Annotated in this window: 11 protein-coding genes; 6 read left to right on the forward strand and 5 right to left on the reverse strand. The window is 54.8% G+C overall.

Features of this window, described 5'->3' with window-relative positions; translation table 11 throughout:
* Window positions 1-818 precede the first annotated feature (818 nt).
* Window positions 819-1,871, reverse strand: coding sequence for an inorganic phosphate transporter (locus FTW19_RS09390; RefSeq protein ID WP_147647379.1), 1,053 nt, complete (start codon window positions 1,869-1,871; stop codon window positions 819-821).
* A gap of 17 nt (window positions 1,872-1,888) precedes the next feature.
* A complete protein-coding gene (locus tag FTW19_RS09395) occupies window positions 1,889-2,512 on the reverse strand; it encodes a DUF47 domain-containing protein (RefSeq protein WP_147647380.1) in 624 nt (207 codons plus the stop codon).
* Window positions 2,513-2,521: 9 nt separating this feature from the next.
* Here FTW19_RS09395 and FTW19_RS09400 point away from each other — a divergent pair, with 9 nt between their 5' ends.
* Both FTW19_RS09400 and FTW19_RS09405 read left to right on the forward strand, forming a co-directional pair.
* Entirely contained in the window at window positions 2,522-2,773 is a 252-nt protein-coding gene (locus FTW19_RS09400) for a hypothetical protein (protein ID WP_147647381.1), read from the forward strand.
* A 10-nt stretch (window positions 2,774-2,783) separates the two neighbouring features.
* Window positions 2,784-3,794, forward strand: a complete 1,011-nt coding sequence (locus tag FTW19_RS09405; RefSeq protein WP_147647382.1) for an isocitrate/isopropylmalate dehydrogenase family protein — start codon at window positions 2,784-2,786, stop codon at window positions 3,792-3,794.
* A gap of 178 nt (window positions 3,795-3,972) precedes the next feature.
* Here FTW19_RS09405 and FTW19_RS09410 read toward each other — a convergent pair whose 3' ends face one another.
* Both FTW19_RS09410 and FTW19_RS09420 read right to left on the reverse strand, forming a co-directional pair.
* Window positions 3,973-6,792: a UPF0182 family membrane protein gene (locus tag FTW19_RS09410; RefSeq protein WP_246153657.1), complete on the reverse strand. Its 2,820-nt coding sequence runs from the start codon at window positions 6,790-6,792 to the stop codon at window positions 3,973-3,975.
* Between the two features lie 506 nt (window positions 6,793-7,298).
* A complete protein-coding gene (locus FTW19_RS09420; protein ID WP_187143392.1) occupies window positions 7,299-7,862 on the reverse strand; it encodes a DUF1579 family protein in 564 nt (187 codons plus the stop codon).
* A 340-nt stretch (window positions 7,863-8,202) separates the two neighbouring features.
* Between FTW19_RS09420 and FTW19_RS09425 the strand changes: the two genes are divergently transcribed.
* Together FTW19_RS09425 and FTW19_RS09430 are read left to right on the forward strand one after the other, a co-directional pair.
* A complete protein-coding gene (locus FTW19_RS09425; protein ID WP_147647385.1) occupies window positions 8,203-8,385 on the forward strand; it encodes a hypothetical protein in 183 nt (60 codons plus the stop codon).
* Between the two features lie 620 nt (window positions 8,386-9,005).
* A complete protein-coding gene (locus FTW19_RS09430; protein WP_147647386.1) occupies window positions 9,006-9,296 on the forward strand; it encodes a helix-turn-helix domain-containing protein in 291 nt (96 codons plus the stop codon).
* A gap of 1,061 nt (window positions 9,297-10,357) precedes the next feature.
* Here the strand turns inward: FTW19_RS09430 and FTW19_RS09435 are convergent.
* A complete protein-coding gene (locus FTW19_RS09435) occupies window positions 10,358-10,720 on the reverse strand; it encodes a VOC family protein (RefSeq protein ID WP_222705552.1) in 363 nt (120 codons plus the stop codon).
* A 114-nt stretch (window positions 10,721-10,834) separates the two neighbouring features.
* Between FTW19_RS09435 and FTW19_RS09440 the strand changes: the two genes are divergently transcribed.
* Window positions 10,835-11,005, forward strand: a complete 171-nt coding sequence (locus FTW19_RS09440) for an FmdB family zinc ribbon protein (RefSeq protein WP_147647388.1) — start codon at window positions 10,835-10,837, stop codon at window positions 11,003-11,005.
* A 24-nt stretch (window positions 11,006-11,029) separates the two neighbouring features.
* Window positions 11,030-11,377, forward strand: a complete 348-nt coding sequence (locus tag FTW19_RS09445) for an MTH938/NDUFAF3 family protein (protein ID WP_147647389.1) — start codon at window positions 11,030-11,032, stop codon at window positions 11,375-11,377.
* Window positions 11,378-11,386 lie beyond the last annotated feature (9 nt).

Consider the following 11,386-nt stretch of genomic DNA (forward strand, 5'->3'; position numbering starts at 1 on the left):
AGCAAGCTGGAGCACGTTAGAAAAGCATTCCGCCGGGAAAATGATGAATCTGGTGGCTGTTTTGGTGGCTGTTCGTTTTCGACTTTTGTGCTTTTTTATGCGGTGCATTGCAAACGTAATATGGCTCATATCGCATTGAAAATGAAATAGTTGTGCAGTTTTTTGCGATCCATTGCGACTCGCTGCAAAACCATAAAAACGGGACTCAAAATCCGCCGGGCCTTGCGCCCGTGGGGGTTCGACCCCCCCTCCCGGCACCAAATATTCCCCCTATAACTCGTTTATTTCAATAGACTTACCTGCATTTCTCTGCTTAACAGAGAGGCACTGATACCTGGCTTCAGGTACAAAAAAGGGTACAGTGCTCAACCCATTCACGTTGAATGATTTAGGCGTCATCGACTTCGTTGACGGCGCGCGGAGATATGCTCCGTTTCTCCTAATTACGCTGGATTACGGAATGCGCAGCGGATAATCGATCCGCGCAATGAGATGTTCTCTCGCGATGAATTTTGAAGCGGAGTTGTCGATCGGAAAGGGAAGTGGGATGGCCGCTCCAGTGGTGAGGTCAGATTGCCCGGTGAGTTCGCCATGAAGGACTAGGCGAAGGCTGAGAACAAAGGGCCAGCGAAACCCGTTCGAGACTGTTGCGAAACTCTATGCTCGGACCCAGTTCATCGCTGGTCAACTGTCGAGTTGGCGACCGCCCGGGAGTTGGCGACTATCGGTTAGTTCACGCTAGAGCGTATGTCCTCGTGGGGCGCCGTACTCACCAAAATCCCGCATGTCCGTACCCTACGAAATATTCTCAGTAGCACTTAGTGAATGAGGGGCTCTACATACCAATGGGCAAGCTCGTACCCAAGAGCACCGATCAATGCCGCCCCGGGAAACGTCATCACCCAGGCCCAGACGATCTTTTCGCCCCAGACCCAGCGCACGGCATGAGGTCCGCGTGTTGCGCCGACTCCAAGCACGGCTCCCCCGATGGCGTGGGTAGTTGAGATCGGGACCTTTGCTATGGTGGCCAGCCCAATGGTCGTTGCCGCGGCCATCTCAGCCGCAAAACCACCTTCGGGACGTAGATGAGGAGTGATTCGTGAACCGATCGTTTTGACGATTCGCCATCCTCCCGCCATTGTCCCAAGGGCCATGGCAGCGTGGCAGGAGAGAATGATCCACCACGCAATTTCGTGTTTTCCTGTCAAGCCTTGGAAGCTGTCCGGACCGGCCTTTCCCCACTGCTCGTGCCCGGCGGCGGCTAGAAGAGCAACAATGATTCCCATGGTCTTCTGCGCGTCATTGGTTCCGTGCCCCAAGGAATATAGGCCTGCTGAAATCAACTGAAGATGGCGGTAACGTTTTTCCGCTCGATACCGTTCGGTACGGTAGGTAAGCCAAGAGTTGGCAGTCATGATCGACCAGCCGAGAACCGCACCGATGATGGGAGAAACGATGAGGAAGATGACAACTGGAATCCATCCCTTCAGCAGAATGGCCTTCCAGCCGGCGTGAGCGACCGCCGCCCCAGCATAGCCACTAATGATCGCATGCGACGAACTCGTCGGCATGGCTGTCAGCCAGGTAATGATGTCCCAAACGATAGCGCCAATCAGTCCACCACAGACAACATACATGTCTACGGCTTTTGGATCGATGAGCTTATCCGAAATGGTCTTGGCGACACCGGTACCGAATAAAAATGCCGCAATAAAGTTGAAGAAAGCAGCCCAGAACACGGCCTGAACCGGCGTGAGCACGCGTGTTGTGACGACCGTGGCAACGGAGTTGGCGGCATCATGAAATCCGTTAAAGAAATCGAAGACGAGCGCGGTTGCTATGAGTGCAAACACAAGGTCGAGAGTCGGCATGCTCATAGCCTCCTGTTCTAACCGTTCTTGAGCAGAACGCGAACAAGCACTTCAGTGGCTTCTTCACAGCGTTCGATCGCATCCTCCAGGAGGTCGTGCAGCTCTTTCTTCTTGATCACATCGAGCGGGTCGGGATTGCCGATAAATAGGCCGCCAAGAAAGATTTCGCGATCTCGCTTCACCAATTCCATCGTGCCGGCGACTGTATCCAGCGCAGGTTGGCAATCTTTGAGCTTCTTTCCACTCCGAACGCCATGGATGATTTGGCTGAGAACTCCCGCGAGTGTGGACAGGTTTCTGGCTTGCCCCTCCAGCGTCGGGTGCAAATCTTGAATACCATACAGACGAAAACGTTGTGACAGCTCAGCCACGCGGTCGACAACACCGTACATCTCCGTGATGAGATTGAGAATATCTTCACGGTCTAGTGGCGTAATAAAGGCCTGGTCAAGTCGAAGAAGACTTTCCTTGAAAATTCTGCCTGCACCGAGACGGTCACCTTCGATGGACTGAATCTGCCCGTCGCGGTTAGGAAAACTCACAACTAAGCTCTGAAGCTGACCAGCACTGTTGACAACGCGGTTCGCGAGCTGTTCAAGCTCGTCATAGAACTTCTCGTCTTTCGGTAGGAGATTGAACATGAGCTCACCATGTTTAATATGGATGCCAAAAACCATGAAACCACCGCAAAAATCGCAGCAGACATAAATTGCAATTTGACGCTACAAGCTGCCGGCAGCAAAATTGAAGCCTTGTGCGGAGGATTCTGGGTAGAAACATGTGCTTTGTGCTGCATGGAAGTAACTCCGGGTCGCGGGACAGGGGGCATTCCCTATACGATTCGTGCCATGGTTCAGAAGAAGATGATGGTATTCCGGTTTAAAGTCGGTTTGCATATCTGAGGAGGAAGATGTGGATAATCAAAAAATACAGACCATTACATTGATTCCCGGCGATGGAATCGGCCCAGAGGTCACGAATGCAGTTATCCGGGTTTTAGAGGCCACTGGCGTTAGGTTTGCATGGGAATCGTTTACTGTCGGCGCGGATGCATTCGCGCAGCATGGGGAATATCTTCCGAAAGAACTCAGTCATTCGATTGAACGGACCAAGGTCGTATTGAAGGGACCCGTTGCAACTCCGGTTGGCGGTGGATTCCGCTCCGTAAATGTTGCCCTGCGACAACAATTTGAGCTCTATGCCAACCTTCGTCCAGTCAAAAATTTGCCTGGTGTTCCAACGAAATATCCTGATGTGGATCTGATCATTGTGCGTGAAAACACCGAGGGATCTTACATAGGACGTGAAAAAGAAATAGCCCCTGGAGTCGTTGAAGCCATCAAGCTGGTAACCGAAAAAGCATCGACGCGGATTGCCAGGTTTGCATTCGAATATGCAAGAACGCATCATCGCAAGAAAATCGACGCAATCCATAAAGCGAACATCATGAAGCTATCCGATGGTCTATTTCTAGATTGTGCACGGAAGGTCAGTCAGAAGTTTCCTACGATTGCCTACGGCGAGAAAATCATCGACAACGCCTGTATGCAACTGGTTCTGAATCCGCAGCAATTTGACATCTTGTTGACAGAGAATCTCTACGGAGACATTTTGAGTGATCTCTGTGCCGGCCTTATCGGCGGCCTGGGATTGGTGCCAAGCGCGAACCTCGGTACCGAGATTGCAATCTTTGAGGCTGTCCACGGTTCTGCCCCGGACATAGCGGGAAGAAATATCGCGAATCCGACGGGATTATTGCAATCGGCTATTCTCATGCTCTGGCACATCGATGAACCGATCGCGGCCCAGAGAGTTCAGAAGGCGCTTGAATACGTTTACCGGCAAGGCAAAGCATTAACCCAAGATATGGCTGGCTCGTATGGAACGATGCAATTCGCGGATGCGATCATTGCTGCTATGTGATCCACATCGCCACTAAGATGGGAACAAGCGATCCGCAAAAGACGAGTTCGCCATGCTCGCGAGCAGCATGGGATGAGAGAGCACTGGGCGTCCCGACATCCTAACGATACGATCCGTACTTAAATACAGGTCAACCCCGGGTGTTATAGGAAAGATATCTCCCTGGCAGCCGACATGCTTACTTACAAGCAGCCAATTCATCCAACGCGTGCTTCAGCTCTTCGAGCTTTGCGCCAGCGGCTCCAAGCTTGCCTTCCGACGTCAAGCGCTGATAATCGGAGAGATATTTGGCGGCCTCGGGAATGCGAGCGCTACAGGATGCCTTTGGGTCTGGCCGTTCCTTGGGGTTTCTGGAAGCCGCCGGTGACGGCGTGCCCGACTGCGTCTGCTGAGCAGTGCTGGTGGAGGACGCCGCCCCGCCAAAGAGCCCTGCCATCGCGGCCTCGAAGGTCGGTCCGTAGACGAGGCGATCCTGTAGAGCAAGTACGACGAGACGCAGTTCGGGCATCGGGCTTCGCTCGGCCTGCAGGTAGATCGGCTGCGCGTAGAGCAAGGCATTTCCGATGGGAATGACAAGGAGATTGCCTCGGCGGACGCGCGAACCTTGCTGGTTCCACAACGTCAATTGACCGGAAAGTTCGGCGTTCTGATCAATCCGGGCCTCAACCTGGAGAGGACCATCGACAAGCTTCGTCTTGGGAAAGTTGTAGACGACCGCGGAGCCATAATGCGCGCCATCGCTGCGTCCCGCAATCCAGCCGATGAGATTATTGCGGTTTGCCGGCGTAAACGGCAGAATGTTGACGAACTCGGTGCCGCTCTCGCCTGGAAGCTTCATGAGAACGAAGTTCGGGGCGATTGGCTGGGTGCTGCGCTGGCCCTGCGCATCGACGCTACTCTCGGAGGCGGGTGTCCAGAGGTCTTCGCGGTTGTAAAACATCTCCGGATCGGTCACGTGGTACAGACCGTATACCTCCGCCTGCAGCTTCAGCAGCAGCTCGGAGTAACGGACGTGCGTGCGCAGCGTCTCCGGCATTGCGCTGCCGTCCTTGAATAGGCCCGGGAACATATTCCGATAGGATCCAACAATCGAATCCTGGGGATCAAAGACGTAGAAGGTCGTCGTGCCATCGTAGGCGTCGATGACTACCTTGACGCTATTCCGCACGTAGTTGATGGAGTCGCCGGCAAAGTTGAAGTGCCGCGAATAGGGAAAGGTTTCTGATGTGGTAAAGGCGTCGATGATCCAGGACAGCCTGCCGTCGCCCCCGACCACGATGTAGGGGTCCGAGTCGAAGGTTAGGAACGGCGCCAGCGCCGACGCGCGCGCGATGATGTTGCGCCGCATTAGCAAGCGGCTGTCAGGGCGGATGTCATCGCTGAACGGCAGCTTAGCCAGATCGCCGCGATCGAACGCGATGAGCAGACGTCGTAGCCTTCCCCCCAGGACGATGCCCCCACTGCCTTCGTAGGAGGTCAGATTGTTCGACTGCCCTTGCGGGTAGTTGAACTCTTTCTGGCTTGTCTTGACGTAGACGTCCTTATCCGTCAGTTGACCGAAGTAGACCTCTGGCCGCGCCAGCGTGAGTCCGGGAACGGTGCTCTGGACAGGCATGTTGCCCAGCATCAGGAGCGGCAGGCCCTCCGCCGTGAAGCCGTTGACGGAGTTCATGGTGATACCGTAGCCGTGCGTGTAGATGAGCTTCTCGTTTATCCAGTTGCGACTGCTCTCGGGCAGCTTCTCGGTGTTGAGTTCACGAGTAGAAATCATCACCTGGCGAGTTGTGCCATTAAGGTCGTAACGGTCGATGTCGATGTCGGGAAAGTCGTAGTAAGTGCGGATCTCCTGGATCTGGCGCAGGGTGTCCTGCAAAGCATGCCAGTCCCAGAGCCGGATGTTTTTGAGGGTGTCCTGGTTGTTCGCGGCGTCGGCTGACTCGACGGTCGTCTGGGCGGAGAACTCCCGCTGCGTGATGCGATCCAGCCCGTACGCCTTGCGCGTGAACTCGATGTTGTAGCCGATGTACGGCCGCTCCCGTACCAGTTCATTCGGCTTGACGATGAAGCTGTTCACGTACCAGCTGAAGAGCTGCAGCGCCACAAAGGAGATCACCGCAGGCAATACAGCCAGGCCCAGCCAGCGCCTGCCACGATCCGCAAAGGCACTGACCGTCGCAACTGCTGCACCCAGAAGCAGCGCAACACAGAGGATCAGCAAGCCTTTAATCATGAGGTGCGCGTCCATGTAGCTGGCGCCGGAGAAGACTGTATGGTCCCCAAGCAGTCGGTCAAAGCGGCCGATATACATCCGCACGGCCAGCATGAGCAACAGGAAGGCGGACGCGAGGGAGAGGCCGTGCCAAGGTGGCTTGATGTAGTGTTCGCGCCGTCCTTCGAGGGCCCGGCTTCCGTTTGCGATGAAGAGAAAGAGGACGGCAATGCCGAAGGCGAAGAGCGCGAGCGTAGTGAGCCAGTCCGCCGTGAGTCTCCAGACTGGAAGTGTAAATAGGTAAAAGTTCAGCGGCCTGCCGAAGATGGGATCAAGCGTGCCTCCGGCGACTTTTGGCGTGTACCAGAAGCGCGCCAGAACAGGCCAATCCGCAGATATGGCCAGGCCGCTCACGAGAGCGATGACGCCTGAAACGCCCACTGACAACCAGCGCATGAGCGAGCCGAGCGGGATCGTGACCGGTTGGCGATTGAGGATGATGGTGTGGCTGCCGGGCAGGTCATCGCGGTGTATCCGCTTCAAGCCGAAGAAGGTTCCGTAGAAGAGGAGAAAGGTCGTCGTCGCGACTGCGGCGAAGACACCCCATTGCATTCCCAGGGTCTTCCAGAAGACCTCTCCATAGCCGAGCGAGGAAAACCAGAGACTGTTTACGTAGCTCGAAAGCGCCGTGTTACCGAAGAGGAAGAGGACCGCGAAAGGAACGATGGCGAGCAAAATACGGCGGCGACGTCCCGGGCTGTGAGGCAAATGGATCGTATTGGGCATCATCCCCACTAGTTGAAGCAGATCCGTTACCAGGCAAGTAGCGTCCTGGAGAGTGACCTAAGTGTACAGCGCGGTGTTTTTGTGGGATTGGGCAATCCATACGAGGGGATCTCGATCTCATCGCATCTGCAGGACGTAGCACCAAGCAAGTTCCTCGTGGCGATTGCTTCAGACTGGCGGAAGCCGAACGGTCTCTTCAGCCCAAAGGGTGTGGATACCTTTCTATTTCGATTCGAGTTGTGATCATTGGAGACAATTTCCTTGATCTACCGGCCGGCGGCCTTCGAGAATGACGGCCTCCGAAGGGCTGCAAAGTCGCGTGTGTTAGACGGAGTATTCTCCCAAGCGAGCTGGGCCCGAAGTACGGCGTCTCTGCTCCTGTCTTTGCCGGCATTTCCGCAAGTCTTCGGCTACGAACTCGCCGGAGAGGAGATAGGCGGGATACTTGGCCCCGAAGAACCCATGTTTGTTGCCGCGCGGCGCGCATAAGTCTCGCCGGAATACGGAATCTACGACTTCTTAGCCGGGTCCGCGGCGGTCACCTTATGACCTGTCGCTTCTTCGACGACCGAAAACTCTCCACCGTTCTGCGACATCTCGAGCTTGAACGTGTACTCGGTTTGGGATACTTGCTTGATGGTGACGCGCACACTGATCTTGGCGTCGCCCATCTTGGATTCGGCGGTCCAGTTCCACGTGTCGCCGTTCACTGTGCCTTTCGAATCGATAGCATCGCCAGTGCTGGTGAACTCATGGTAGGTGTAAACCTTCTCATTCGGATCGTATCCCATGAAGGAGACGCCTTTCTCTGGCCCCATCGGCCCGGCGCCTTCCGAGTGGCACATGACGAAGAACCCGCCCGAGTACCATTCGCACGTTTCCGTGGACGTGAACTTGCCTCCGGGCATTGGACCGAATGGTTTGGCCTCGCCCTCAACCTTCCACGTGCCGATGTTATAGTCGAGCTTCTTCACCTCAGGTCCTGGCTTCGGCGGGCCCTGAGGCGCCTGTGCTTGGAGTGATGTCGCAAGAAACATCGTGCAAACCGCGAGCAGTATAGTCATTTTCTTCATAATCGCCTCCTTTGAATCGGCTCCGCTGCGGGTGTAGGTCACATGGAAAGTCATGTTCACGGCGCGGTGGGGCGTGCGAGGATGATACTCCCGGCCTCAAAGTTTTCAACCGAGCAATCGCTCTGACTTTGCTGTCTTGTCGTCGGCCATCGCGTCACGATCTGGCAGACAAGCAGGATGTTTAATTTTTCGTCTTTTCTTCGCCGCAAATAGCATCTCTGGTTCAGATGCGGGCTTCAATGGGCATAGGCCGTGTTATCTATGGAACGGCTTGATCCAACACGATCCGAGCGGGCCCAACCTTCTCCTTTGAATAATTCCTGAACTGAATGGAGCTCTCGTGAAGCGAACTCTGTTGGTATTGGCTTTTGCCGCAACGTCTTTGCCGGGTCATGCTCAAAGGCAAACCGCGGACCTCGTCCTACGGCACGGAACAGTGTTGACGGTGGATGCGAAAGACAGCGTCGCCCAGGCAGTCGCCATCCGCGATGGACACCATATTGATCACGTAACCGATAACTGAAAACTTTTTGCCTGAGATGAGCCTCCCGGCGGCATGCAGAGTCTCGTGTTTGATCCCGATGCCCACCTCCCGGGGATCAACCGTGGTATGGTTTACCGAGATTTTCTAACCGGGTGTTTCGGAAAGTTCCGCTAAAACTGGAGAAGAAATGACCCAAGCTGAGTTCAACGACCAATGGGCCATTAAAGAATTACCGCCTGCAGTGCTGGGATGGAGATTCTGAAGCATTTTGCCGAAGCCCACCCAGAAATCCCCCTATACGAGCTGCGGATTTTGTCCTGGACGAACAAGGTGGATGAAGTTATGGCAGAGGAACCGCTCTGGAGGGCCTACGCTCGTCATATAGGCGACTGCTCAGACTGCAATGAGCTCTAGAGCGTGGCCTTGAGAGGCTATATCGCCAGATACTCACGCAAGGCGCTTTACGTGAAATTAAGCTTCCGCGGGCCTCGGTATGAAATTACGCCCGGTTTCGAAAACAATTTACGTTGCGGTGTCCCTTAGTGATTTACGCTCGTCGCATTAGTAAGGCTGTCCATAAAACAACGAATTCAGCAGAGCAGATGTCGTGGATTCATCCCAGGGCTTAGCAGAGTAACAAGTGACCCCGGAGGTGCGGTATGGCCAGAGATGAAAGACTCAAGCAGCATTTAGGTAACGGAACTACCTCAACGAAGGCATTCTCCTCCCTAGACCGACATGTTCCCATCGATGCCCGTTTTGGCGCACGCCTTCGCGATCTGCGCAAAGAGCGCCAGTGGACGCAGCTATATATGGCCACCCATTTAGGCATTGACCGGAGCCACATTAGTGACGTGGAGAGAGGCCGCAAGTCGATGACGCTCTCGCTGATAGCAGTGGTAGCGCTCGGCTTTGAAATCTCCCTTTCTGAACTGCTGGACCACCTATAGATGGGAATGGTCGTTCGACCAGCGTGAGACAGTCAAAGGTCGAACGCAGGCCAAGGGACAGCAGTGTTGATTTCCGGCGAGCAGTCTGGTTTTGTGGGAGTGCCGTTAGAGTACATTGCCAGCCTGTGTGTGGGTCTCTAAATCATTAAGAAAACTCAGCCATGCCAAGTATTAAGTGCTACGCTCTTGGATGCCCCGATGAAGCGCGTCGCGGGCAATCAGTTGGGCCTTCGCGGGAAGAGGATTTGCTTTGTAGAGATTTGAGTTCTTGCATCCTGCCTTGTCCTCTGGGGGAGGTGAGCATGGACTCCGGAACGAAATTCTTCCCAAAGTTGGTACCGGGCGGGCCGGAACAATCCATTTGTATGCGGTGCTTCCTTTCCGTGGTCCCCAAGAAGGGGCAATCACTTTCAGAGGCCGAAGAACAGCATCGATGTGATTCTGTAACAATCGTGGACTGCTACCCGCAAGAACAGCGGTCAAAGCCCCATCCCCAAAAGTAAAAACCTTCAACACTTCGTTCCGCATGGAGAGCGTTACGCCACCCGCTTTTGTGGTGGTGGGGCTGTTTCCCGGCGATTCCTGTGCCAGAACACATACTCCTCAACAGGAACTCTCCGAGGCTCAACCCGACACGAGACTGGCGGCTGCTGGGATGGCTCTTCGAGGAGAATCGTCGTCTCCGAAGAAACGCGGTTATCGGCAGAAAGCGATGGTTGAATCATGGCGCACTTGTCTTTCCATCATGGATTGCTTGGGTTTGGCGTCGCAGTGATCGTGGTCACCCGAAAGCGAACAGGCCTTCTTAGGCCGCAAATAGTACTCCATTCCGATCAGAAATTCCAACGGTTACTCTCTGAAGGAGACCTAGATCGCATCTTCACTAACCAGCCTGTCCACTTCGACGACATGGGCTATGTTCCTCACTGGTTCGAGCGTCAGGACATCGAGAGGTTGGGGAACCAGATATGTCGCGAGCGTTACAGGAGCGAGTACGAGCAGAAGAAGTAGCCTCCGCCACAAAGGACAAAACCCCAGTTCTGAGCGCATTCCTGGCCAACTCATTGCAGCGGCTGAGCAAACGACAGCTCGTGGCCATCTGGATCGAGCATGTGGAAATAGCGTTCCCCCCAAGACGCGTCCCGCGGGATTTCAGGATCAAAGCCTCTCTCCTTCAGATATGTGCAGACCGCATCCACATCCGTAACGTGGAAGATCAGCCGGCCCCAGCGCGACACATTGTCACCTCGTTCGAGATTCAGGATTGCAGATTCCGAATCGTTCGCTCGCAGTGAAGAGAAACTCGCCCGTTCTCCGCCGTAAAGCAGCTGCATACCGAGCACATCTCGGTAAAACTGCACCGAAGTCTGCATGTTCGAAACCCGAAAAGTAATCGCAGAAATCTTTTCAATCATCGGCGTCATAAGCCAGCAGTGTACGTGGGATTTGCTTCCCGGAGGGCATACGGTGAAGGTTGAACCTGCTCCAGCCGCGGTTCTAGAATCCAACTGCAGCCTTTTAGACTGTGGGAGGTCTGTATGCCCCACTATGAGTTCTTCTGCAACGCCTGCAAGAAAACATTCGACAGGATTCTGACCATGGCAGAGCATGATGACGCGGAAAAGACCGTCTGCCCGCGCTGCGGTAGTCACGAGGTTGAACAGCGCTGGTCTGCCTTCTCTGCCGTCACCTCGAAGAAGAGCGCCTGAACACAGCGGCACGGGAGGCGCGGTATGCACCTCGACAAATTTTCCTTCGGCACCCTCCGAATCAACGGCACCACGTACGAGCAGGATGTCGTGATCGACCGCGGAGAAGTCCGCAAACGCAAGAAGACGCCTTCCAGGAAATTCCGTGACGAGTTTGGGCATACGCCTCTGTCCATCGAAGAAAAAATACCCTGGAAATGCCACCGGCTTGTGATCGGCACCGGGGCGTACGGCCGTTTGCCAGTTATGAAGGAAGTGAAACTCGAGGCGGAACGCCGCCACGTCGAATTAGTCATCGCACCGACCAGTGAGGCTATCCGGCTGATAGAAAAGGAGCCCGCGGCAAACGCCATTCTCCACGTGACCTGTTAGGAGCTCATA

Source organism: Terriglobus albidus (assembly GCF_008000815.1).
GTDB classification, from domain to species: domain Bacteria; phylum Acidobacteriota; class Terriglobia; order Terriglobales; family Acidobacteriaceae; genus Terriglobus; species Terriglobus albidus_A.

Coding starts and splice junctions, on each gene's coding strand:
- FTW19_RS09390 (WP_147647379.1), bottom strand. CDS start 1,871: ATGCCGACTCTCGACCTTGTGTTTGCACTCATAGCAACCGCGCTCGTC.
- FTW19_RS09395 (WP_147647380.1), bottom strand. CDS start 2,512: ATGTTCAATCTCCTACCGAAAGACGAGAAGTTCTATGACGAGCTTGAA.
- FTW19_RS09400 (WP_147647381.1), top strand. CDS start 2,522: ATGTTTAATATGGATGCCAAAAACCATGAAACCACCGCAAAAATCGCA.
- FTW19_RS09410 (WP_246153657.1), bottom strand. CDS start 6,792: ATGATGCCCAATACGATCCATTTGCCTCACAGCCCGGGACGTCGCCGC.
- FTW19_RS09420 (WP_187143392.1), bottom strand. CDS start 7,862: ATGAAGAAAATGACTATACTGCTCGCGGTTTGCACGATGTTTCTTGCG.
- FTW19_RS09430 (WP_147647386.1), top strand. CDS start 9,006: ATGGCCAGAGATGAAAGACTCAAGCAGCATTTAGGTAACGGAACTACC.
- FTW19_RS09435 (WP_222705552.1), bottom strand. CDS start 10,720: ATGACGCCGATGATTGAAAAGATTTCTGCGATTACTTTTCGGGTTTCG.
- FTW19_RS09440 (WP_147647388.1), top strand. CDS start 10,835: ATGCCCCACTATGAGTTCTTCTGCAACGCCTGCAAGAAAACATTCGAC.
- FTW19_RS09445 (WP_147647389.1), top strand. CDS start 11,030: ATGCACCTCGACAAATTTTCCTTCGGCACCCTCCGAATCAACGGCACC.